The sequence below is a fragment of the Veillonella sp. ZSJB6 genome, assembly GCF_051549505.1.
In the GTDB taxonomy this organism is placed as follows: domain Bacteria; phylum Bacillota; class Negativicutes; order Veillonellales; family Veillonellaceae; genus Veillonella.
The window spans coordinates 57,758-80,514 of the sequence record NZ_JBPUGE010000005.1 but is presented as its reverse complement, the minus strand read 5'-3'; the positions used below and the strand labels follow the sequence as shown (position 1 = coordinate 80,514).

The 22,757-nt window shown below is 37.8% G+C and carries 23 protein-coding genes; 18 read left to right on the top strand and 5 right to left on the bottom strand.

The window, feature by feature from the left end; genetic code table 11:
• Window positions 1-63: 63 nt before the first annotated feature.
• Window positions 64-1,284, top strand: a complete 1,221-nt coding sequence (locus tag ACSV5T_RS07315) for a hypothetical protein (RefSeq protein ID WP_438320672.1) — start codon at window positions 64-66, stop codon at window positions 1,282-1,284.
• A 542-nt stretch (window positions 1,285-1,826) separates the two neighbouring features.
• On the opposite strand, the gene ACSV5T_RS07310 is transcribed toward ACSV5T_RS07315, so the two are convergent.
• Entirely contained in the window at window positions 1,827-3,242 is a 1,416-nt protein-coding gene (locus ACSV5T_RS07310) for a sodium:solute symporter family protein (RefSeq protein ID WP_438320671.1), read from the bottom strand.
• Window positions 3,243-3,515: 273 nt separating this feature from the next.
• Here ACSV5T_RS07310 and ACSV5T_RS07305 point away from each other — a divergent pair, with 273 nt between their 5' ends.
• From ACSV5T_RS07305 to ACSV5T_RS07290, 4 genes are all read left to right on the top strand, one after another.
• Window positions 3,516-4,088, top strand: coding sequence for a hypothetical protein (locus ACSV5T_RS07305; protein ID WP_295793898.1), 573 nt, complete (start codon window positions 3,516-3,518; stop codon window positions 4,086-4,088).
• 8 nt (window positions 4,089-4,096) lie between these two features.
• Complete coding sequence (locus tag ACSV5T_RS07300; RefSeq protein ID WP_438320670.1) at window positions 4,097-4,666, top strand: hypothetical protein; 570 nt, start codon at window positions 4,097-4,099, stop codon at window positions 4,664-4,666.
• Between the two features lie 55 nt (window positions 4,667-4,721).
• Window positions 4,722-5,357 (top strand): hypothetical protein, encoded by a 636-nt coding sequence (locus ACSV5T_RS07295; RefSeq protein ID WP_438320669.1) that lies wholly within the window; start codon window positions 4,722-4,724, stop codon window positions 5,355-5,357.
• A gap of 151 nt (window positions 5,358-5,508) precedes the next feature.
• The gene (locus ACSV5T_RS07290; RefSeq protein ID WP_438320667.1) at window positions 5,509-6,105 is read left to right on the top strand and encodes a hypothetical protein; all 597 of its coding nucleotides are present in this window, start codon (window positions 5,509-5,511) and stop codon (window positions 6,103-6,105) included.
• Window positions 6,106-6,176: 71 nt separating this feature from the next.
• On the opposite strand, the gene ACSV5T_RS07285 is transcribed toward ACSV5T_RS07290, so the two are convergent.
• Window positions 6,177-6,641 carry a hypothetical protein gene (locus tag ACSV5T_RS07285; RefSeq protein WP_438320666.1) on the bottom strand — a complete coding sequence of 155 codons (465 nt, stop codon included), beginning with the start codon at window positions 6,639-6,641 and terminating at the stop codon, window positions 6,177-6,179.
• Window positions 6,642-6,878: 237 nt separating this feature from the next.
• Between ACSV5T_RS07285 and ACSV5T_RS07280 the strand changes: the two genes are divergently transcribed.
• From ACSV5T_RS07280 to ACSV5T_RS07260, 5 genes are all read left to right on the top strand, one after another.
• Complete coding sequence (locus ACSV5T_RS07280) at window positions 6,879-8,135, top strand: hypothetical protein (RefSeq protein WP_438320665.1); 1,257 nt, start codon at window positions 6,879-6,881, stop codon at window positions 8,133-8,135.
• A gap of 865 nt (window positions 8,136-9,000) precedes the next feature.
• Complete coding sequence (locus tag ACSV5T_RS07275) at window positions 9,001-10,257, top strand: hypothetical protein (RefSeq protein ID WP_438320663.1); 1,257 nt, start codon at window positions 9,001-9,003, stop codon at window positions 10,255-10,257.
• 57 nt (window positions 10,258-10,314) lie between these two features.
• Window positions 10,315-10,890, top strand: coding sequence for a TonB-dependent receptor (locus ACSV5T_RS07270; protein ID WP_314097062.1), 576 nt, complete (start codon window positions 10,315-10,317; stop codon window positions 10,888-10,890).
• A 182-nt stretch (window positions 10,891-11,072) separates the two neighbouring features.
• On the top strand, window positions 11,073-11,609 hold the full coding sequence (locus tag ACSV5T_RS07265; RefSeq protein ID WP_438320662.1) for a flavin reductase: 537 nt from the start codon (window positions 11,073-11,075) through the stop codon (window positions 11,607-11,609).
• A gap of 36 nt (window positions 11,610-11,645) precedes the next feature.
• The gene (locus ACSV5T_RS07260) at window positions 11,646-12,887 is read left to right on the top strand and encodes a hypothetical protein (RefSeq protein ID WP_438320661.1); all 1,242 of its coding nucleotides are present in this window, start codon (window positions 11,646-11,648) and stop codon (window positions 12,885-12,887) included.
• 134 nt (window positions 12,888-13,021) lie between these two features.
• Here ACSV5T_RS07260 and ACSV5T_RS07255 read toward each other — a convergent pair whose 3' ends face one another.
• On the bottom strand, window positions 13,022-14,371 hold the full coding sequence (locus tag ACSV5T_RS07255) for a hypothetical protein (protein ID WP_438320660.1): 1,350 nt from the start codon (window positions 14,369-14,371) through the stop codon (window positions 13,022-13,024).
• Between the two features lie 173 nt (window positions 14,372-14,544).
• Between ACSV5T_RS07255 and ACSV5T_RS07250 the strand changes: the two genes are divergently transcribed.
• From ACSV5T_RS07250 to ACSV5T_RS07215, 8 genes are all read left to right on the top strand, one after another.
• Window positions 14,545-15,081: a flavin reductase family protein gene (locus tag ACSV5T_RS07250; protein ID WP_438320659.1), complete on the top strand. Its 537-nt coding sequence runs from the start codon at window positions 14,545-14,547 to the stop codon at window positions 15,079-15,081.
• 465 nt (window positions 15,082-15,546) lie between these two features.
• The gene (locus ACSV5T_RS07245; RefSeq protein ID WP_039968845.1) at window positions 15,547-15,990 is read left to right on the top strand and encodes a hypothetical protein; all 444 of its coding nucleotides are present in this window, start codon (window positions 15,547-15,549) and stop codon (window positions 15,988-15,990) included.
• The gene (locus ACSV5T_RS07240; protein ID WP_438320657.1) at window positions 15,990-16,589 is read left to right on the top strand and encodes a DNA-3-methyladenine glycosylase I; all 600 of its coding nucleotides are present in this window, start codon (window positions 15,990-15,992) and stop codon (window positions 16,587-16,589) included. Before ACSV5T_RS07245 ends, ACSV5T_RS07240 begins: the two co-directional genes overlap by 1 nt.
• Window positions 16,590-16,985: 396 nt before the next feature.
• Window positions 16,986-17,702, top strand: a complete 717-nt coding sequence (locus ACSV5T_RS07235) for a DUF554 domain-containing protein (RefSeq protein WP_005384954.1) — start codon at window positions 16,986-16,988, stop codon at window positions 17,700-17,702.
• 364 nt (window positions 17,703-18,066) lie between these two features.
• Window positions 18,067-18,225: a type II toxin-antitoxin system RelE/ParE family toxin gene (locus ACSV5T_RS07230; protein WP_438320655.1), complete on the top strand. Its 159-nt coding sequence runs from the start codon at window positions 18,067-18,069 to the stop codon at window positions 18,223-18,225.
• Window positions 18,226-18,367: 142 nt separating this feature from the next.
• A complete protein-coding gene (locus tag ACSV5T_RS07225) occupies window positions 18,368-18,688 on the top strand; it encodes a HigA family addiction module antitoxin (RefSeq protein ID WP_105089947.1) in 321 nt (106 codons plus the stop codon).
• Between the two features lie 84 nt (window positions 18,689-18,772).
• The gene (locus tag ACSV5T_RS07220) at window positions 18,773-19,126 is read left to right on the top strand and encodes a Spx/MgsR family RNA polymerase-binding regulatory protein (RefSeq protein WP_005384960.1); all 354 of its coding nucleotides are present in this window, start codon (window positions 18,773-18,775) and stop codon (window positions 19,124-19,126) included.
• 399 nt (window positions 19,127-19,525) lie between these two features.
• On the top strand, window positions 19,526-20,299 hold the full coding sequence (locus ACSV5T_RS07215) for a hypothetical protein (protein ID WP_105089946.1): 774 nt from the start codon (window positions 19,526-19,528) through the stop codon (window positions 20,297-20,299).
• Between the two features lie 96 nt (window positions 20,300-20,395).
• On the opposite strand, the gene pgtP is transcribed toward ACSV5T_RS07215, so the two are convergent.
• Both pgtP and ACSV5T_RS07205 read right to left on the bottom strand, forming a co-directional pair.
• Complete coding sequence (gene pgtP, locus ACSV5T_RS07210) at window positions 20,396-21,727, bottom strand: phosphoglycerate transporter protein PgtP (protein WP_105089945.1); 1,332 nt, start codon at window positions 21,725-21,727, stop codon at window positions 20,396-20,398.
• A gap of 438 nt (window positions 21,728-22,165) precedes the next feature.
• Window positions 22,166-22,756 carry a nitroreductase gene (locus ACSV5T_RS07205; RefSeq protein ID WP_438320653.1) on the bottom strand — a complete coding sequence of 197 codons (591 nt, stop codon included), beginning with the start codon at window positions 22,754-22,756 and terminating at the stop codon, window positions 22,166-22,168.
• Between the last annotated feature and the right edge of the window lies 1 nt (window position 22,757).

Here is a 22,757-nt window from a genome sequence, read left to right as displayed (position 1 = left end):
TCAACGATATAGTATACTTATACTAATGAGAGAACGTGTCTATTATTGTTTGAGAGGTGTTGTATGAAACTTAAAAGTACCTTGTTGGGCTTAGCTGTGGCATTAGCTTTTACCATGCCTATTGATGCGGCGCAGTATACTGTTCCTGAAGGACAACCGCCTGTACCAGGGGCTGATGCTAGTATTCCAGATAATGCATATCAGAACTATCGTTACGATAAGACTCGCAATATTACTACTGCTGACCACATTAAGAAAATGGAAGATTATAATAAGCGGATTGATGGAGAGGTTCTTAAAAAAAAAGGTACTGCAGAGAAGGCAGAGCAATTAAAAAAAGCCTATGCGAAGTATTTGGATTTAATTACGCATGAATCTACTGTAATTTTATTGCACGAAGGTGATTATAAGGCTAAAGTGACATTGCCTATTTCAGTGGTAGAAAGTTATTTTGAGGACTTGGATAAAAAGGGTAAAGGCTCGTATGTTTTTGATCGTTATGCTATTGCGGGGCTGTTAGGTGCTAATGAACGAGTTGAAGATTCAGGATTTAATAAAAAGGCTCAACGGCAAGGGGAATTTATGTATCCAGGCCTTAGTAAAGGCTATTGGGGAATAAGAGAGCAATATGCGAATGGAAATCTACCTGTAATGTATGCTGCCGTTACTTTCGATAAATACCCAAATCAGACGTATATGGCATTTTTAGGCAACAAGAATCAGCCCGTTACAAAAAAGTTAGAATCTACAATGGCTAATTTTGTAATTCCTTCTATTCAACCATTAGAGAATTTAGATAATACTAGTGATACTATTACATGGGACAATCTGACCTATCGACTACCTAAAGGAATGACTTTAGATATTGTGGATAAAAGTGATGATTTTCAAGGTCGCGTGTATGTTGGGGATGGGATGAAACTCGTCGTTGCGCGAAGTTCTTTAGTTAGTAAAGAAGAGCCTATACGTTTGTATAGCCAGACTGTTTTTGATCATTTTTTCTATAAAAAAAATCCAACATTATTGAAAGATATACCTCTTCAAGCAGCCTTGATATGGAATAATGGTGTTCCTTCTTATCTTTTGGAGCAATATAATCCAGGTAAGAAATCTCGTATTTTCCATCTGATAACAGATGATAAATATGAATACTATATTTCGCTTACCTATGAAGATGGAAAAAATACGTATAATCATATTGAACTACGTAATATAATGGAATACTTAGACTTCGGAAATGCCAAGGAACTAAGACATGCCAGTAATAAAAGAGTAAAGAAATAAGAAAAAGACCGTACTTTTAGGTACGGTCTTTACTGTATTTATCTATATATTTCTATTATTCGTTCCTTATTGTATCGTATATTAGTTCGTTCTATAATAGACTTAGGATAGTTGGACGAGGTTGGGCCTCTCTTCGTTTTTGAAGGGAGGGTTGCTTATGAGTGGTTATAAAATCATTATGATTATCCTTGGGATTTTATCAGTCATGATATCCTTTGGAGCACTTGTAGCGCTTATTTGTCTAGAAATAGCAAAATAGCCCTTCGTTTCTTCGGAAATTAGATAAAACGAAAAGGCCATTTCTACATGTTTATATGTTATTAGAGATGAGCCTGACGCAACTACTCGTCTGACTATCTACTTATATTATAGTAAGGTTATGATATATCGTCAAATTATGATGAACGTGTGTATGGCACATAGTTTAATGATGTGGTTGTAAAATAAGAAAAACTCCTATTAGTTTAACCGATAGGAGTTTTCTCTTGTATGGTTTCTTTTAGAATGTCTTTTTACATTACTCTTTTAGAACGTTTTTTACGTTATTCTTTTAAGTTGTCAGGAATTGCCGGTGGAGCCGGTGGTTTACCCATGGATCTTTCAATGAACACCACAGCCACAAAGACGATGAGGCTGACGATGGAACCGAAGATGATGGACATAATGCCATATGGATTGCCCACGAATTCCCAGTATACGCCTGCGATAGAGCCGAGCACGATGGACCAAATGCCAGCGCCAGCTGTTGCATTTTTCCAAGTGAGGCCTAGTAGGAATGCAGCAAATGGGCCCGCAGATCTCATGGTGAAAGCAAATACGAGCATCGGAATGATGGCTTTGCTTACGAGAGAGATAACGATGGCGATAATGCCGAGGAATAGCACGCATAGACGGCTATATCTTGTGAGCTGAGCATCTGTAAGGCTTTTACCAAAATGATGTTCCACAATATCCTTGGTAAATACAGTAGCGGCGCCTAAAAGGTCGCCTGCGCCTGATGAAAGCGTCGCCGACACGACTGCTGCCATAACAAAGCCAGCCATTACTGGAGGCATGAGGTTAAGCGCAACTGTTGCCACCGCATTATTCGCTTCGATGTTCGGGAATTCAGCCAATGCTACGAGGCCTAATACGGCAGGAACAAAGGCGAATAGAGCCATGATAATACCGCAAATGATAGAACCGAGAACAGCGGTTCTTTCATTCTTTGCTGCGAAGTACCGTTGAACTGATTCTTGCCCTGTGGAGAAGGTCATGAAGTACATGATGACAAGGCCGATGATGGTTTTCCAACCAACCTTTGTGAAGCCCAGCTGTTCAGGTGGTAATTTAGACACTACTGTTTCCCAGCCGCCCACATTGTGTAATACAAATGGCACAGCGAGGGTAAAGCCTCCAACGAGAACGAAGAAGTGGATAACGTCTGTCATTGTTACGCTCCACATGCCGCCGGACATGGTGTAAATTACGAGTACCGCGCCGCAGATGAGGATAGCTAGCTCTGTTGAAAGTCCAGTAAGAACGCTAATAATGGTTGCTGTTGCAGTAATCTGTACGCCTGCCAAGGTAATTGTTGCGAGCATAGAAAGAATCGACGTAATGAGATGGCTAGATCCACCAAAGCGACGACCGATGATCTCCGGTACGGTCGTTGCCATGGCACGTCGTAACAGTGGTGCGATGAAAGCAACGAGAATAACCCCAATCCCTGCAGAGACTACGTACCAACCTGCAGATAAACCCCAAGAACCATATGCTTTTGCGGCTACACCAACGGTACTCCCGCCACCGATCTCTGTAGCAGCTAACGTGCCTGCCGTCATAAGAACCCCAATACGACGACCTGCGAGTAGATAATCAGTACTATCTTTTACACGAATATGACAATACACGCCGACCAATAAATTCAGTAATAAATAGGCACAAACAATGACCCATATAATAGTTAAAGCGTCCATATGCCACCTCCTAAACTACAAATTAGTTAGAGACATATACTAAATCACCCTTACCTACTTGTGGTGCGTATGCAAGTATAACTCTATTATCCTTAAAAACTGGGGAAATTACAAAGAGGAGTTTCTTGGGGAGTTGGAGAATGTATATATATTAGGAACTAAAATATAAAATTATTAATTATAGGCACGACCTTGTTTGCATAGTATACTTATGCTAATAAGGTTGTGCTTATTTTATTGAGAGATAAGATTCATTTTTTGAGAGAGGTTTTTATGATTCAACGTATTTTGATGCTAGCCCTTGTGTTGCTAGCTTTCACCATGCCCACAGAGGCAATTACCTATCAAGAGTTGAAAACATCACCACAGTTTAAGCTAGTTCATACACGATCGATGAATGGTTCCATGGAGAGTGGTGGCTTGTATATCTATTTGAATACGTATTCTATTGAGGCCCTTCGCTATGCACCGCCACAGTATTCTTTGCGCGGGACCTACTATGTTGTGATGGATACGTCTTATCAATCTACTATCGATGAGAGACAGCTCACCGTGGATTATGATACTAACTATTCGTTAGCGACCCTTATCCATTCGTCTCGTATAATGAACCCAAGTCCGTCTATGATGGCATTGATTGAGGCTAGTGAAAGTAAGTCTGGTTTAGCTATGACAGAGGTAGATGTGGCGAAGTATACCTTTGATGGGGCGACGAAGCCAATGCATTATGTGAATGATACGCGTAAGTTCCCACTTAATCGTAATAACACTATTATGTATGATATAGCGGATGCTATGTTTATGTCCGTGTATCAGCAGCATTTTGACGATATTGTGGTACAGTGAGGTGGACGATGAAACGCATATATTTACTTTCACTATGGTTATTAGCCTGCCTCGTATTGCCCATGAAAGGTCAAGCCGTAGCACAGGCTGACTTATTAAACGCAGAGCGATTTGAGCACATCGATTCGAGTGCTGACTCTGGACGAGGGGATGGAAAATATTTGGACCTTTCATCTGTTAAGCCTGTAACGGCACCGAATGGTCATCGTCGTATCGAAGCGATCATCTATGTTTCTATGCCTGCTGCTAATATGATTCAAGGACTTTCAGTACAATACGATTACCAAATGGATCGTTCTTTGCGCCATTTGATTAATGTTCATGATAAAAGTTTAAAACAAGGTGACAAGACGCCATATATCTCTATTTGGCGTGCAAAACAAGGAAACTCAGGTATCACTGGAACCGTTAATGATGGCGGTACCTATTACAATAATGGACAAATTCGCCAACAACGTGTGTATGCAGAAAACCTAAAAGCTATGATTCTACCTGGTGAATTTGGTGACGAAAAATATAAATTGCCTAATTTGATGTATAAAAAAGCATATGGCATTGCCTATGATGATGAGCCGTAAGGTAAGATTAATTAAATTGCAATAAATCAATATATTTCTTTGTGGGGAATTCTATATGATTATCGAAATTAAAAAGAAGCATATTATTGTAACCACCATTTGTATAATAATAGGTATTGTAATTGGTGTTGGGGGAGTATTCTTAATACAGCAGATTAAAGATAATGGGCAGAGCACTAAAGAAGTTACTAGTACTACTCAAGTATCTACAAATGAAATAAGTCGAGACGAAAATGTAAGTTCTAATTTATCTGATAAAAAAGACGGTGATTTAACATTTTATAAAAATGGAAGATATGGGTTTTCTGTGCGGTACCCAAGTAACTGGGTTAAAGGGACTCCTCCAGCTAATGGTGATGGTTTAGTTATATCCCCACAAGATGGGACTATAGAAATGCGCATATTTGGTTCCAATAATGTAGTAAATAAAACAGTATATAATGAGTATAATCATGCTTTATCGAATGCTTATGAATCTGGTATTCCAGGATTTCATATGGTCAGCGATAATTGGTATGTTGTAACATATTCAGATGGTACATTTATTTATTATATAAAAGGATTTGTTGGAAAAGGTTCTATAAATACTTTAAGAATAAAATATTTGCAATCTATGAAAGATCAATATCAAGCTATGATACAACAGTTAGAGGGAAGCTTTAATCATGGAAATCTTGAAATAGTGCATTGATTATAGAGTAAAACACCAGTATTCTCAATGAATATTGGTGTTTTCTTTTAGACTCGTATATATTATTAAATTAATTCACTTTAGTTATATACAGTAAATATTTAATAATTATATATTTAGGTGATTAGATAAAAATTTGAGGAAGGAATATATGATGCAGAGGAAGTTTTGGAAAAATAGATTTTGGTGTTGGATTAGAAATAAGTCGGAAGAGAACTTTTCTAAGAAACCTATTTGTCTAGACGGAGAATGGAGATTAAGTTTAGTTGAAGAGTATATTAAGTTATATGATTCTTTAGGTTATGTAGGTTATAAGTTTGATATGGAACTATCAGAAATTCGTGCTAGGATGGAAGTATATAAAAAGATGGACTTTCTTTTTATTACAAGTGCATTGACTGCATTAGTTATTAATGTAATGCAATCTGGTGTTATTAATGACTTAAATTATAATAGAATAATGTTATATTTAGCTGTTAGTTCAGCAGTTCTGCTTATTATTTTATCTATTAAGTTAGTTTTTAATGCTAAATCAGATAAGAAATGGTGGTTTAGGCCGTATTTTATATGTGTGCTAGTCTATGCAGGTCTAGTTTTTTGTTTTGATTTATGGAATATTTCTGCTTTAGGGTGTTTGTTTATAATAATTTTTACGCTTCTCACTTCTTATATTAATTATAAGTCTACTGAATATAGAGCAAGATTGGTGGCTTTAAATTATATAAAAACAAAACATGATATTAAATAGACTAGAATATTTAGCTATATATAGTAAAAAGACACCATTATTATGAAAATAATGGTGTCTTTTTTGTTTAGTTAATATGCACTTTTATAGAAATCAGATGTAAAGTTTCCATGGAACTTTAAGTTATAGGCAAGATAAAATGCCATTTCTCCCGCTGGTCTTACGATGCCAGTATCAGACCAAGGTCCATTTGGTCGTAAGTGTCTCCAATTATTATTTAAGTCTCTATCTATAAACATATCTTTTGTGTTCCAATTATATAGGAAGCGCATTGTGGTTACTTTAGATATGGAACGGTTGCCACGTTCGTAATTATTTACAGTAATAACATTTACTGCAATTATATATTGTGGTGGAGCATATTTTTGGACTACTAATGAACTACGATCAATATACCATGCGGAGCTCATATGACCATCGACTAAGATGAAGTTGGGATCACCATTTAAATGATCAGCATAGATTCCACCTGCAATAGCCGAATTACTTAAGAAAATAGAGAAAATCAATGTCATTAAAAGCAATAATTTTTTCATGGCGAACCTCCCTATTATATACGCCAGTTTTACATTTGTTTTTATTATGGCATATAAAAACAAAAAAGCTCTAAATAATAAAACAATATTTCATAATAAATTCATAAATTTAAGTCGGATAATATCCTTAACTATAAAATTATTAATTATAGGCACAGTCTTGTTTGCATAGTATACTTATGCTAATAAGGTTGTGCTTATTTTGTTGTAATGTGAGAGAAGAAAAAGAGAGGGCTTATGTTACGTAAAAGTGTAATTATGATGGTATTAGCAACTGCTTTCACCATGAATGTAAGCGCTGTACAGATCGACGTGCCAGCCGGACAGCCGCCTATGCCTGGGGCGGATGCGAGCATTCCTGCTAATGCGTATGAAAATTATTCCCATAGTAATGAAAAGGCGATACAAGAAGCAGAGGCATTTAGTGCTAAAGTACAGAAGACCGTAGAGAAACCTAACATTGCGATAGAAAAGGTTTTCAAAGAGAAATCTGGATTGGCTAAAGCTGTTAAGCTGGGGGAATACTCACAATCTACTGTCATCTTACTTCATGATAAAAAGAATAATATTCGTTTATCTGTGCCAAATATTAGCTTGCGTGGAGACACGGTTGAATCTAAATCAAGTGATGGTCCTCTATTTGTGGTTCGTGGTTTTACAAGTATTTTGATGGTGGGGCCACCACATGGTAAAGAATTTAGTAAACGTATGCATAATGAAGGTATCTATACATATCCAGGCTTAGAAAATGCATCTTGGAAAATCCTTAAAGCGAAGACACATGTAATGTATACAGAGTTTACGCCTAAGAACACGAACACTACCTATGGTATTACATATCTTGGAGGTGGTGATGTGAAGGAACCATACCAAGATAAAATAGCTGAAGTGGTAATGAGTAATTATATTATTCCATCTATTGAATCTCTATCTAGGCTGGATAATTATAGCCATGTTAAACATTGGGATAATTTTAGTTATCGTATTCCTAAAAAGGCTAAGCTCGTGAGCGAGGCTATGGAAGATAACAAATATGAGGTTCGTACTTATGAAGCCTCAGGAATCAAGATCCGTGTATTACGCTTTCAAATAGACCCTAATGTTGTTGATAAAAGTTTGGCAAAAAAACAAATTTTTGCATTTTTGAATAAATATGGTGACCTTGAGGCTCCTACACAGTATGCAACAGTTTGGAATAATGGTCTTCCAGGCTTCCTAGTTGATCGCTATAAATCTAATGGGGAATCCTATTTACGCCATTTTACAAAGGATTCTGAATATTATTATAGTTATCGCATTGATTATGATGAAAGCCAATCTTCGTATAAGCATAAACAATTGCGCGATATGGTTGAGTATGTAGATTTTGATAATGTTGAAAGTTTACGAAAGGCATCTCAATGGCGTATAAGTAATAGCCATAAAAAGAAGCTTGATGCGGATCCAATCTTTAATCCGTGGTATATGGAATGGATTAAAATATTAACTCAATAAGAAATTTTGTTTTTAAGTTTCATGATATTAGCTAGGAGAGTGCCAATGAGTAAACTCAAATATATCAAAACTATATTAGTGCTTTTGCTTAAGGCTTATCTTGTCTATTTATGGATTAACTTTGTAGAGACATTTGCTCAGCTACTCTATAATATTTATGTATTGAAAGTATATTCATTGGAGCATTTTGGTCTATTTCTATTCTTTATCTTTGGTAATATATGCTGTATTCTGTGGCTTGTTTTATGGTGTAAGCGATTACCGCCAGCTTTTAACAAGCCCCAAATATACTATAAAATTAAAGATTGGATACGATCTAAGAAACAAGACGCACCTATCTATAAAGTCCTGTTTGTCAGTTTAGCGCTTATGTTAAAACTATGTTTTGTGGTGTATATCTTAATTGTCGTCTCTACTGTGTTAAGCATTCCACTGGTAAACTATTAATCTATTTCAAACGTTAGTCTATGAGCGATTATGAAATAATCATGCTCCTCTTACAAGTACTGGCTATTGTCATTGTTTTTGGAGCCTTAGTAGCCCTTATTTGCCTTACAAAAAGCAAATAGCCCTCCGTTACCGCATGGTAGCTAAGTAAACAGAAAGGCCATTTCCTAAGTATTTTGATTTTCGAGATGCGCCTGACGTTTCGACTCGTCTGGCTATCTTCTTATATTATAGGGATAAAGATATATATCGTCAAATAGAGATAAACCATATAAATACTAAATATATACACATAACTTATATATACTAAATTATAAAATTATTAATAATAGGCACAGCCTTGTTTGCATAGTATACTTATGCTAACAAGGTTGTGCTTATTTTGTTGTAATATGAGAGAAGAAAAAGAGAGGGCTTTATGTTACGTAAAAGTGTAATTATGATGGCACTAGCAGCTGCTTTCATCATGAATGTAAGTGCTGTGCAAATCAAAGTGCCAGCCGGGCAGCCGCCTATGCCTGGGGCAGACGCGAGCATTCCTGCCAATGCATATGAGAATTATCGTCATATTAATGAGATAGCGGAGCAGAATGCAGAGGATTATAGTGAATTTATAAAATCACAACCTGTAAATCCTACATCTGGGATGGATAAGTTGTATCGAGAACGCCCTGGTTTGGCTAAGGCGTTGGAGTTAGCAAATTATTCTCAGTCTACCGTTGTATTGATTCATGAAGGGGATAAGAATATTCGATTATCCGTACCAAACATTAGCTTTCGTGGAGATACTGTAGAGTCTAAGTCTGGAAAAGGGCCGTTATATGCTGTACGAAGCCTTAGTTCATTTTTAGTAGTAGGGCCTCCACATGGTAAAGCGCTCAATAAATATGCTGAAAAAGAAGGGAAATATACATATCCAGGTTTGCACGATGCATCTTGGAAGCTAATGTCAAACAATGCCCATGTAATGTATACGGAGTTTACACCGAATGACTCAAAGACTACCTATGGGATTAGTTATGGCGGTTGGGTTAATACGGAGGATCCGTATCAGGATAAATCACCGGAAGTTGTGATGAGTAATTATATTATTCCATCTATAGAATCCTTGTCTGGATTAGATAATTATAGTCGTGTTGAGCATTGGGGAAATTTCAGTTATCGTGTTCCTAAGACTGCAAAGTTAGTGAGTGAAGCTGTAGAGAATAGTCAATATGATGTGAGAACCTATGAGGATATAGGTTCCAAGATACGTGTAGTGCGTACCTCAATATTGGGTGAAAAACGAGATGGAACGGTCATCAAGAGTTCAATATTATCTTTTTTGAGAAAGTATAATGATTTAGAAACACCTACACAATATGCAGTCGTATGGAATAATGGTATCGCAGGCTCTTTGATTGATTCTTACAAGCCTAATGGAGCGTCTTATCTCCGTCATGTGGTGAAAGATTCTGTGTACTTTTACAGTTATCGTATTAATTATGATGAAAGTAAGACCTCTTATACACATAAACAGTGGAGAGATATGATTGAATATGTAGGCTTTGATGATGCAGTCAAACTTAGAAACGGTCCACAATGGAGAGAAGATGGAACCTATAAAGAGAAACTAGAAAGTGGACCTATATTTATTCCTTGGTATATGGAGTGGGTTAAGCTATTGAATCAATAGTGTGTAATATAGTGAATGTAGTTTGAGCTAATTATAAGAAATTTTAGGAGAGAGACTATGAAAACAAAATATATGGTTATGGGGCTTGTTATAGGCCTGCAATTGGTAAGTGGTTATAGTTATGAAGCTGATGCGAGTTGGCTGAGTAAAACTTGGGACCGTCTAGAAACGAATGCCGCGAAACAATCTTATGATTGGCCCAAAGCTGAGCAGTATACTCATTATGCGGGTGGGCAAATTGTAGGTACTACCTTGCCAGATGAGGATATGATGGTCCTTGGTGTTTCATTAGGTAATACTTTTGATAGTGTGAAAGCTAGCTTAGGGCAACCAACTAAAGAGACAAGTAGAGGACTTACCTATGGTGGTGTTACATTTGGGAACTTTAAAATGGATGGTGTGGGTCCTATTGTTACCTATATGATGATCGAGAATCGCGATGCTACAACACATAGAGGCATTGCCGTAGGCGACTCCATGCGAAAAGTCCTTAATGTATATGGCAGACCCGATTTAGTGGATACTAACAATCGATGGTTTTATGGGAAATACCGCTATCGAACTGATATGATGCATGGAATACAATTTGAACAAAAAGGCGATAAAGTCAGCAAGATTTTAATTTATAAATGATTATATTCTTACCATATCTATGAAAAAAGCCGAGCTTTTAATTCATAGAATTAGCTCGGATTTTATTAGTTTATTCGTATATTTGTATAATATAATTCTTATTGTATCGTATATTAATGCATCATATAATGTGATTAGGAGAATTAGACGAGGTTGGGAAATAAGATAAACCGGAGGTCATTATGAAAGCATTTGAATCAAAAGATTATAAAGCGTTTTCTATGTTTGAGGATCGTTGGGCTCTTGTTACAGCTGGTACGCCTGAGGATTTTAATACTTGTACCGTTAGTTGGGGTAGTATGGGCAACGTATGGGGCCCTAATGGTGGTGACATGTCCACGGTGACGGTGTATATCCATCCGGCTCGTTACACTCAAGAGTTTATGGCTAAATACGATACCTTTACCGTTAGTTTCTTTCCTGAAAGCTATCGCAAGGCGCTTGGTTATTTGGGTTCTCATTCGGGCCGCGATGAAGATAAGGTGGCTAACTCTGGTTTAACACCGGTTGCAGCGGGCGATGGGGTAACTTTCAAAGAAGCAGATTTAACATTTGTATGTAAAAAACTGTATGAACATCAATTTGATGAAGCTCACTTAGCGGATAGCGTAAAGGAATATTATGCAGCAAATCCGTCTATGTATACCCAAGTTGGCAAAGATCGCTGGGAACCACACTATATGTATATCGGCGAAGTAGTTGAGGCCATAGAGGGATAGTCTTTATATACAACTTATTTATATTGAGGGAATTGTATGATTAAAAGAGCGATTTTAATAGGCCTTTATTCGTTTGGTCTTATAGTAACAGTACATGCTGCCAATATAAATCTTCCTGGTGGAGATGCCATGGTGCCTGATACTGCTTATGAAAGCTATTCGTATAATAGTGTTGATATGGATCTGGTAGAGGCTCAGTTTAGACGTCGCTCAGGCCCTGTGGTAGCGCAGACTGTGAAAAATGGGCGTAGAACGGTAGAGCAAGCTAAGGCATATATGGATGGTAATGCCAAGTTTTTAAAACGCCAAGCTAATCAAAGTACGGTGTTCATCTTTGACGATGATACACAGCATATTCGCTTTTCTATGCCTTATCCAAGTCTTGAAAGTAAGGTGATTAATGACAACACTAATTCCGTTGTTAATGTCGTAAATGGTATCCCTCAATATTATATTAAAAGTATGAATGCAGATATCGTAGTCGATGTGGATGATAAGACTATCTATACGGATCGTACTTTCACATATAAAACGGTAAAAAATGGTCAATGGCAGCAGAAGTATGGGATTATGACACGCATCCCTGGAAAAGAAGAGAAAGCTGAGCTGCGTACGAGTACGGGTGTTGAGTTTTCCTTGCCTAGTGATACGAACCATGTGTATCGTGTTAACATCATAAATCGTGGTAATGGCAATCCAGATCATATTAGGTATGCAGAAGGGGCTTTAGCGAATTATGTGATTCCATCGGTAGAGGATACAAAAGCGATAGATCGCTATTCTAATGTTGAGAAATGGGGAAACTTTGAATATCGTGTGCTCAAGAATAGTACGAGAAAAGCCGATTATGAGCCTACATCCTATGGTGAGGAAACGCGCGTTTATAAGGTGGGCGATATAGTGCAGCTGATTAAGCGCCGTCTGATTTTTCCAAATGATGAAAAACATTTTTATTCAAGTGCTTTTTCTACGATGGATACGATGAGCCGAAAATACCCGTATTCAGTTAATGATAATGCGACCATTTGGCGTAATGGTGTGCCTGCATTTAGTGGCAGTGTAAAATTTGATAATGGTATTAATTATACATATTTTACAATCCGTGATGATAAATATGTGTACAGCATTGAAGTTGCTTATAAAGCCAATGCGGTGAAGACGTCTTATCATGATATTCGTAATATGGTAGAAATGGCAAAATTGATCAATCGTCCGCATAAGCAAGAGTTTCCTGCGTTGAAGTACATTTGGGAGGCTGATGTCTTTAGATTGCCTTAAAGATTAACTAATATTTTATCTATGTGTAGATACACTTATGCATAAAAAGAAATAGAGAAAGAAAAACAGCTAGTATTGCGATTTGCAGTACTGGCTGTTTTGGTTACACATCTTATTAGATTTTGAACGATGTTTTAATGGGCATGGATCTCCTCTGTATCTGGGAATAAAACATGCTCTTTTAGTTTAAAGCTAGGATTATTGGTAGACTCAAAAAACTCAATCATATTCCGTAATTTTTGAACTTCCTCAGCATGTAAAAAACTTGGGTAAAAGATGATATAGGTAAAGCTATAGGTCCCATCATAGGATTGAAAGGTTAGGATGTGATCATCCTTATGAGGTGTATAGATGTGTGTGGATAGCCCAGGAATATTATTATTCCATATAACGGTATAATTAATATAATCTGATGTTGGTTGGTAATAGTAAATATCCCAGAACGTATCTAAATTAATTTTAAAATTGTAATGACCGTTTATAACAAGATCGCGCGCATATGGGTTTTTAGGAATATTATTAGTAGAAACAAAGAATGTTATGTTCCCCTTTTTGTAGTATCTAATATCTTGGTACTCGGTGCCTTTTTCCTCACCTATGTATATAGCATCTTTTGGTACGCGGTATTGTACACCGTTTAAGTTTTCTATGCGTGAATATTGATTTAATTCATTTAGATTTTGCACAGAGGGAAGCACATAATTAGCCAATAATTTATCTGTAGGAACTTTGTTCAGAACGGGGTTGTTATTATAATAGACAAACCCTGCATGATATAAGGGTTGACGCATGTTATAGTTCTTAAACTTAAAATTGATCGTGTCGATGGTAAGAGTTGTTTTTTTACCGTTTTCAAAGTGTGGCATCTTCATGCTATCCCAAGTGCTGTAGGTCAGAGTTGGGTATGAAAATACAGAGCCCTTTATATCAGAAATCTGTTTTGCCGGATTTTGTTTGGCCTTGTCTAGAAAGAAGTCACGAACATTTTTATCTGTCAACTTTTCATAAGCTATTTTGGTGTTGCGCCAGTCGTAGTCTTTGGAATCTGCGTAGTCAATTTCTAAATTGAGACTTCCATTATCGGTTAAAACCCGATAGTCTTCAATGGTTCGACTTGGGTTTTTGTAACGTCCTATATCATAATCACTTTTTTGGCCCGCTACTGGGAATGAAAGCCGAATTTGGTTGTATTGGTCATGAATGGAGATGACTGTATTATGGTAATGTTGACCGCGATATATAGAGGAAGCTTTAGCATACTCAATTTCGTTTTTACTAATACCGTTAGCCTTGTCTTTTAACCTTAGTGTTTCCACATAGTTTGCTACATCCTTTTCAATATCAGGATTTGTGGCTTGGTAGTTTACGTAGGCATCCTTTGGAATCTTTGAATCTGCACCAGGAATATTAACATCGATGGCTCCTATTGGTGATAATATAGTGCTTATCATAAAAGCACCCGCTAATAGTGGTAGTTTTGTCATGGTAGTATCTCCCGTTTATACTCTCATATCTATTGATACTGTCATAATCCATTGGTTATGTTACTAAGTATAATTATATTACATAATACTTATTGTACTGTATATTAGTGCATTATATAATGGGGTTAGGATAGTTAGACGAGGTTGGGAAATAAGATAAACCGGAGGTTATTATGAAACCATTTGAATCAAAAGATTATAAAGCATTTACTATGTTTGAAAAACGTTGGGCTCTTGTTACAGCTGGTACACCTGAGGATTTTAATACTTGTACTGTTAGTTGGGGCAGCATGGGCAACATGTGGGGTCTAGTTGGTAATGATCTTTCCACAGTGACTGTGTACATCCATCCAGCTCGTTATACCCAAGAATTCATGGCGAAATATGATACGTTCACCGTTAGTTTCTTGCCTGAAAGTCACCGTAAGGCTCTTGGTTATTTAGGATCTCATTCTGGCCGCGATGAAGATAAGGTGGCTAATTCGGGTTTAACACCAGTTGCAGTAGATAATGGTGTCATGTTTGAAGAAGCAGAGTTAACTTTTGTATGCAAAAAGCTTTACGAACATCAATTCGATGAAGCACATTTAGCGGATAAAATAAAAGAGTATTATGCATCCAATCCTCCTGAATATACAAAAGCTGGCAGTGATCGTTGGGAACCACACTATATGTACATCGGAGAAATAGTTGAGGCTATAGAGAAATAGACAATCTATGTAATATACAAATAAGGCAGTCCATCAGGACTGCCTTATTTGCATTATTATTTTTTCAAAAGGAGAAAGTGAGACGGTATTTACTACCTGTATGTATAATAACATAGGGCATGGGCTAAAAACGCCACATGATATTGATGCAAATTCTTAGTTGTTTGCGTGAGGTTTTATGGTGAAATTTACACTAGATTTTATGGTGTAATTTACACTAAATTTTTTGGGTGATTTATCAAAATAAGTCATAAAATTGATGAAAAATCAGTATATATGAGCTGACGGTGAGGAATAGCTTATATAGTGGGTTCTTTCATTGAGAACTACTATAAATTGTATATTTTGATAAAATTTTATGAATTTTAACCCCACAAAAAGTGCAAAATCTGATATAATAATAGTATCAAAAATAACTACGCGAATGCGTAGTTTTCTTATTTTGTGTTTGGCGTAGGTAGTCCCATGAGTGTAGTGAAGCCCTTATTATGGCTATTAGAACCGTATATCGTATATAAAGCCTATTTATGGGCGCTCCGCTTTATAGCTCATCCATTGACGTGGGAAGGCGAGATAGATTTATTCTCCTTGACCTTAACGGTGCTGCTCATCCTTGATGCGGTGGCGTTGCCCTTGGTGATTTTGTATTGCCCAGGACTCAATCCTAGAAAGCGTATGCCCGACTGGATTGTCCGATTAGGGACACCTATTTATATCGTCCATAATTGGCTTGATGGCAAGGTGGGCGGCGGTACGTCTACACCGATTGTATGGCTCCGCAGAGCCTTACATTCACTATTGCTGTTTATCTATTATCTTGTGCCGTTTTATGTGGGTGGTCATCTCGTGATGGGCCTCGTGGTAGCGCTCATGTATGATGTCCTCGTCTGGGCCCATGGAGGTGTGTAGTGGCTACTTGTGAATGGCCGACGACGCCCTTGTATCAGGCGTATCACGATCATGAGTGGGGCCGTCCTATTCATGATGATCGATTGCAGTTTGAGCATCTCTGTCTTGAAAGTCTCCAATGTGGTCTTAGTTGGCTCACGATTTTGAATAAACGAGACATCATTCGGGGATGCTTTGATCACTTTGATATTGATGCGGTTGCTGCTTATGGTGAAAGCGACATAGAACGGATTATGGAGACTGAGGGCATGCTCAAGTCTCGCCCTAAAATTGAGGCCATCATCAATAATGCTTCTGCTTTTAAACGTATTCAAGATGAATTTGGTTCGTTTTGCAACTATATCTGGGCTTTCACAGGTAATAAAACAATTATTTATGAAAGCCATCCCGATGGGCATGTGCCAGCAAAGAATGGTCTGTCTACACGGATTAGTAAGGATCTAAAGAAGCGCGGGTTTAAGTTTGTAGGCCCCGTTACTATTTATTCCCATCTACAAGCCAGTGGCCTTATCAACGATCACGGTAAGGACTGTCCTTGTTTTGACGAGATTAATAAGACCGCAGATATTGTTCAATTGCCTGTAGACGCTGAGGATTAATACAGGTTGTAACGTATTTGTATAATCGTTAGTTAACAATAGTTTTTATACATGATTGGTTTTACAAAATTGAACTTGTGTTAAACCGCACTTTAAGGTGTACACTATAGTCGATGGAAAGATAGCGTTCCATCATATGTCGGCCCGCTTTATATACAAACACATATATTCTCTCTCTCCAAAGCGGGTCTCTCATATACTTCTCTCTCAAAGCTATAAACACAACATGAAGCCCCTATCCTTTACGGGATAGGGGCTTTTTGCTATATGTTTTTATCTAGGGCCATATAACGGCATAGATTGGTTGTATACCACGATAAATTGATTTATTTCGATATAGTTGGTATACTGATGATGAAATAAGCTATTACTTTCACAATTTAGAAAGGGAAATATATGATTGGTTTGGGCACGGCCATTAACATTGGCCTCATCATAGCCGGCAGCTTGTGCGGCCTCGCATTTGGTCGGTTTATGAAAGAAAATTTGAAACAGACGCTCATGATGGTGAGCGGCATTATTGTTCTCCTCCTCGGGATGAGCGGTGCCATGCAGTATATGCTAGTCATCGTGAACGGAACGATACAAACGACGGGGCCTATGCTGATGATCATTAGCATGGTGGCAGGCGCCGTAATTGGCGAGCTTATCGACCTTAACCGTTGGATTACTGTATTTGGCGACTGGGTGAAAGCCAAAACTGGGAACACTGGCGATCCGCAGTTTACGCACGCTTTTATTACGGCATCCCTTACGTTTACAGTGGGAGCCATGGGAGTACTAGGTTCTATTCAAGACGGCTTAACGGGTAATTACCAAACGCTCTTATTAAAAGGTATCCTAGACGGTATCATTGTTATGGTGATGGTATCCTCTATGGGGAAGGGTGCGTTGTTCTCCTTTATTCCTGTAGGGATTACGCAATGGATCATTACAGCTATGGCACACATTGCGGCACCGTTGATGACACCGAGTGCCATCGATAACCTATCCTACGTGGGCTCTATTCTGATCTTCTGCGTCGGTATTGACCTCATCTGGCCTGGTAAAATCCGCATTGCGAACCTATTACCAGCCATCTTTGTAGCTATGGGGCTTACATTCTTGCTCTAATGTAAATCGTATTATGAATACTAAGAAAAATAATATATAGATTTTATAAGAGACCTATATTCTCTAACCTTTCACTGCTGTACTTTGCACATGAGAGTCTAGAGAATATAGGACTTTTTATATTTGTAGCCATTATAAAAGTTAGTACTAATATTTGCTGATCTTCAAGTGATGACTAGAAGTAGATACATTCCGAAATAGGTGACCAATAGAGTCAGAAGAACAGTAGGATTTGAGTGCTGTTTTAGAGAAATCTTTTACCGAAATCATTTATAGAATAAAGTTATTCCACAATATACCTGAAATACAGGTATATATTATTGAGTTATACCTGTAAAACAGGTATAATCAAAGGAGAGGTTCTATGATTATCGGATTTAAAGATAAGGAAACAGAAAAGGTTTACCATCAGAGTTTTTCTAAACGCTTTTCACCGTTTATACAAAGATTAGCTCTTCGTAAGCTAATATTATTAGATAATGCTGAATCGATACAGGATTTAAGGTGGCCACCTGGTAACTGATTAGAGTTATTGCAAGGCAATCGCTTTGGCCAGTATAGTTTACGGATTAATAGCCAGTATAGATTATGTTTTAAAGTGAAAGATATTAATAGTTTTTATGATGTAGAAATTATAGATTATCATTAATAGAGAGGGAATATATATGGACAAGTTTATTCCAACACCTACCATCAGTGAAATATTGAAAGAAGAGTTTATGGAGCCATTAGGACTATCTGCATATCGATTAGCTAAAGATATACATGTGCCTGTTTCGCGTATTCAGGAAATCTTGAATGGGACACGAGCTATTTCAGCAGACACCTCTCTACGTTTAGCTAAATACTTTGGTGTTTCTGAAGGATATTTCTTGCGGTTGCAGATGGATGTTGATTTACGTACCGCAAAGCATAGTGCAGGGATGGAGGAAGTATTAAGCTCTATTGATCATTGTAATGCATTAGAACCTGTAGACTGTCAATGAGATATTGATAATTTTCGATATATTTGGTACACTTAACTTATAAATATATCGTTATAACATTATGTATTACTATAAGGAGACGCTATGTTATTTGTTGAATATCCTAAATGCACAACATGCAAAAAAGCAAAGAAATTCTTAGATGATCATAATATTAAATACACAGATCGTGACATTAAGTCTGAAAATCCTACAGCTGAAGAAATTGCTGCGTGGTATCCACAATCTGGTAAAGATTTAAAAGCATTCTTCAATACATCTGGTATGATTTATCGTGAACAACAATTGAAGGATAAATTACCAAACCTTAGCGAAGAAGAAAAACTCGCTTTATTAGCATCCAATGGTATGCTTGTGAAACGTCCTATCTTGGTTCTTGAAGACAAAGTACTCGTTGGCTTTAAAGAAGCAGAATGGATCGAGGCGTTGAAGCTCTAATTTCATATTAGTTAACCGAAAGAACAGGTCCCTAAAAGCCTCCATAGCGAGCTAAGTCGTTTTTAGGGACCTGTTCTTTCTACGTCTAATAAAGAAATAAGAGCTTTCAAATAAAGCTCATAGCTTTGAAGTCATTTTTATAAATTTATTCTTTTGGTACTACATAAAGAAATTGTAGTTCTTTATCATTTATCGAAAAAAATGATTTGTATATAATTCGCATATTTTGTATAATGGTTACATTGTAGATATACCCCTATGGGTACATAGATTTATCAGATAATTTAGGTTCATAGGGTTTTGAATTAATTTAGGTATAGAGAGTTCTGAATTAATATTGTGTTGTTTTTGTTTTATTTCCGGAGTAAGTAAGGCCGGTTCTAGTGTATAGAGGTCTATATGAAATTTTTACAGTCTTTATCGGCGCAGGTGTCGTTGTTCACGCAAGGTGCTATTTTGGCGCTAGGTGTTTTATTTATTCTATTAGATGCCATCACAGAGTCATTCAATCCTGTTATTGACTTGGCTTGGGTGACGGTTCTCGTTTGTGGTTTGCCGCTGCTCATTAATAGCGTTCAAAGTATTTTGAAGCATTTAGAGATCCATGCTAATTTCCTTATTGTTGTGGCCATGGTAGCGCTCATTTCCATTGGCGATTATCATACGGCGGCCTATGTGGGCCTCATCGTACAGGCTGGCTTTTTCTTGGAACAGCTTATCACAGGCGAGTCACATTATACCTTAGATGATGATATGCTTCCTGCCATGCCATCTCAACTCGTTGCTATGCGTCAGGGCATTAACAATTATTCATCTGTTATTGTTGTGGCTGTATTGCTATTATCTATGGGTTCCTTTGCATTGACACAGGATTTCATACATACTGTAACCTTGTTATTGGTACTATGCCCGTGTTCCTTGGAGCTTATCTTAGTGGCGCTCATGATGGGCTCTCTTGTGGATGATGCATCTCCCGTATCAGAGCTTTCAAAAGGAACAAAGCAGTCTCATTTAGGTTTACTCATCGTGTCCATTGTATTCCATATCGCCATTATCGGTGCTGGTGTATTTGGCTTCATGGATCCTGTTACGGCTGTTGCGTTGCACGGATTGGCGCGACTTGGTCTCGTGTATAATTTGAAAGTTCTCAATAGTTCTTTATGCGTAGCATAGAATGTAGTGCAGTGTATAGTTTTAGACATAATAAAATCCCCTAGTAACGATGTGTTACTAGGGGATTTTTGTGTTCAAACAACTGTTAGTTGTAGATTACTGTTCTTTTGCTTGGGATTTATCACCAAGTGTGAGAAGTAGGAATACGATAGCGAGGATACATGCACCAACGAGGGCTACGAAGCCGCCATCCCAACCATAAAGGTCAACCATGAGACCCATGAAGGCACCAGCACCAGCGGAACCGATGAGGTAACCAAGAAGGCCTGTAAGACCAGTAGCACCACCTGTTGCTACCCGTGGTACCATGTCTGCTGCTTGAAGGCCGATCATCATAACAGGACCGTAGATGAGGAAGCCGATAGCGATAAGTGCTAAGTTATCGATAAGGATATTGCCTGCTGGGTTGAACCAGTAAACGAGGATTGCCAAGATAACGAATAGCATGAAGCAGATAGTAGCTGGCGCACGGCGGCCACGGAATACACGGTCACTCAAATAGCCGCTTACGAGCATGCCTGGAATACCAGCCCATTCGTATAAGAAGTAAGCCCAACGGGAACCTTCTTTTGTAAAGCCTTTTACAGCTGTCAAATAAGTAGGAGCCCAGCTTACTACGCCATAACGGATGAAGTATACAAAGATATTTGCAATTGCAAGATACCATAAGTATTTGTTATGCAAAATATATTTGTAGAAGATTTCTTTGAAAGTAGTTTTATTTTCATCGCTTACTTCAGCTGCTACTGGTTCGTGTTTGTATTCTTCGATAGGTGGCAAGCCACAGGATTGAGGTGTATCTTTCAACAAGAAGAATGTAACCACAGCTAACACGATAGAAATAAGAGCAGGGAAGAAGAAAATACTATGCCATGTACCAAATAGATAGATACCTAACGTAGCAAGGGGTGCGATGATACCGCCACCAAGGTTGTGGGATACGTTCCACCAGGACCACCAAGCGCCGCGTTCAGAACGGGAGAACCAAGTTACCATATTTTTCGCATATGGAGGATAGCCCATGCCTTGGAACCAACCATTTAAGAAGGCGAGCACGCACATGATAGGAATACTGCTTAAAACACCAGGTAAGGTGCCGAATAATAACATAACTAAAGCACTGAGCAATAGACCTACTGTGGAGAAGTATTTTGGGTTAGAGCGGTCAGACGCATTACCCATGACAAATTTACTTACGCCGTACGCTACGGATAAGAGGGTCATGACAATACCAAGATCCGCTTTAGTGTAACCGTACTCAGCAATCATGTACGGAACAGCCAAACTAAAGTTTTGGCGGATCAAATAGAATGTAGCATAACCAATAAAAGTACCTGCAAAGACTTCTTTGCGAAGACGTTTGTAGGTGGAATCGATTTGCCCCTCTGGTAATCGTTCGATATGAGGAGCTGGAGAGAAGATCGACATCATCACACATCCTTTCTACAAAATGTCTTTTTTATCATACCATGTATGACTAAAAGTCGACTATGTTTTATTTTTAATTATGATAAATAGTTATTTTAACGCACCATTATGGGTATTTGGCATAGGCTGAGTGTTATTAAAAAATCTATTGTATGGCGATAGTCTTCTTGTAAAAGCAGCTTGCAAACGCGTATTTGAAGGGTAATTAAAATTTATTTACTGATTTGATTGATAACGCGTCATGAGCTAAACCTAATATAGTCAATAAAATAGCGCTATCTATTCCTAACGGAACTCAATTAGAGTTGTAGGATAGATAGCGCTTTTTTAATATTACATATGAATATATTTATATACTATATGTGAATTTATAGGTTTATCCTAGTTAATTATTTGCTACAGCAATCATACTATGACATCGGTAGTTTCTAGTTGTCATTAATCAATATAGGTTACAGGATAGCCTTTGGCTTCGATTTCGCGGCGGTTGAGGCCATTTGGTAAGTCTGGATATCCAAATGCAAGGCTCGCATAGACTTTTTCACCGTCTTTAAGACCTAGTTCACGCATTTTAGCTTGGATCCGTTCGTTGTCTTGAAGGTGACGGATTTGGTTAACCCAGCAGCTGCCAAGGTCGAGCTCATTGCAAGCAAGCATCATGTTTTGCATTGCACAAGACACATCGGCAAAGTTATTCGCATAGTTTGCTTGGCTAGCGAGTACGATGAGAACTGGTGCACCATAGTTGAATACAAACTTGCCTTCAGCGGACATTTTAATGATGTTCACCATGTATGGCAATGTATTTTCCGTAATCGGCATTTTGCCGTATTCCTCTTGCACAAGCGTTACTAGTTCGTTGAGCACGTCTTGATTTGTGATGACCATGAAATGTGTTAATTGTGTATTGCCACCAGATGGGGCACGGCGACCCGCGTCGAGTACTTGGTCGATAAGCTCACGAGATACTTGATCTGCTTTAAATTTACGCGTACTATGACGAGTTTTAATACATTCTAATGTGTTCATA

Excerpts from the sequence above, each read along its gene's own strand:
- ACSV5T_RS07235 (WP_005384954.1), top strand. The coding sequence starts at position 16,986 with ATGATTGGTTTGGGCACGGCCATTAACATTGGCCTCATCATAGCCGGC.
- ACSV5T_RS07250 (WP_438320659.1), top strand. The coding sequence starts at position 14,545 with ATGAAACCATTTGAATCAAAAGATTATAAAGCATTTACTATGTTTGAA.
- ACSV5T_RS07245 (WP_039968845.1), top strand. The coding sequence starts at position 15,547 with ATGAGTGTAGTGAAGCCCTTATTATGGCTATTAGAACCGTATATCGTA.
- ACSV5T_RS07295 (WP_438320669.1), top strand. The coding sequence starts at position 4,722 with ATGATTATCGAAATTAAAAAGAAGCATATTATTGTAACCACCATTTGT.
- ACSV5T_RS07270 (WP_314097062.1), top strand. The coding sequence starts at position 10,315 with ATGAAAACAAAATATATGGTTATGGGGCTTGTTATAGGCCTGCAATTG.
- ACSV5T_RS07255 (WP_438320660.1), bottom strand. The coding sequence starts at position 14,371 with ATGACAAAACTACCACTATTAGCGGGTGCTTTTATGATAAGCACTATA.
- ACSV5T_RS07315 (WP_438320672.1), top strand. The coding sequence starts at position 64 with ATGAAACTTAAAAGTACCTTGTTGGGCTTAGCTGTGGCATTAGCTTTT.
- ACSV5T_RS07265 (WP_438320662.1), top strand. The coding sequence starts at position 11,073 with ATGAAAGCATTTGAATCAAAAGATTATAAAGCGTTTTCTATGTTTGAG.
- ACSV5T_RS07230 (WP_438320655.1), top strand. The coding sequence starts at position 18,067 with ATGATTATCGGATTTAAAGATAAGGAAACAGAAAAGGTTTACCATCAG.
- ACSV5T_RS07275 (WP_438320663.1), top strand. The coding sequence starts at position 9,001 with ATGTTACGTAAAAGTGTAATTATGATGGCACTAGCAGCTGCTTTCATC.
- ACSV5T_RS07280 (WP_438320665.1), top strand. The coding sequence starts at position 6,879 with ATGTTACGTAAAAGTGTAATTATGATGGTATTAGCAACTGCTTTCACC.
- ACSV5T_RS07310 (WP_438320671.1), bottom strand. The coding sequence starts at position 3,242 with ATGGACGCTTTAACTATTATATGGGTCATTGTTTGTGCCTATTTATTA.
- ACSV5T_RS07285 (WP_438320666.1), bottom strand. The coding sequence starts at position 6,641 with ATGAAAAAATTATTGCTTTTAATGACATTGATTTTCTCTATTTTCTTA.
- ACSV5T_RS07225 (WP_105089947.1), top strand. The coding sequence starts at position 18,368 with ATGGACAAGTTTATTCCAACACCTACCATCAGTGAAATATTGAAAGAA.
- pgtP (WP_105089945.1), bottom strand. The coding sequence starts at position 21,727 with ATGTCGATCTTCTCTCCAGCTCCTCATATCGAACGATTACCAGAGGGG.
- ACSV5T_RS07260 (WP_438320661.1), top strand. The coding sequence starts at position 11,646 with ATGATTAAAAGAGCGATTTTAATAGGCCTTTATTCGTTTGGTCTTATA.
- ACSV5T_RS07215 (WP_105089946.1), top strand. The coding sequence starts at position 19,526 with ATGAAATTTTTACAGTCTTTATCGGCGCAGGTGTCGTTGTTCACGCAA.
- ACSV5T_RS07305 (WP_295793898.1), top strand. The coding sequence starts at position 3,516 with ATGATTCAACGTATTTTGATGCTAGCCCTTGTGTTGCTAGCTTTCACC.
- ACSV5T_RS07290 (WP_438320667.1), top strand. The coding sequence starts at position 5,509 with ATGATGCAGAGGAAGTTTTGGAAAAATAGATTTTGGTGTTGGATTAGA.
- ACSV5T_RS07300 (WP_438320670.1), top strand. The coding sequence starts at position 4,097 with ATGAAACGCATATATTTACTTTCACTATGGTTATTAGCCTGCCTCGTA.
- ACSV5T_RS07220 (WP_005384960.1), top strand. The coding sequence starts at position 18,773 with ATGTTATTTGTTGAATATCCTAAATGCACAACATGCAAAAAAGCAAAG.
- ACSV5T_RS07205 (WP_438320653.1), bottom strand. The coding sequence starts at position 22,756 with ATGAACACATTAGAATGTATTAAAACTCGTCATAGTACGCGTAAATTT.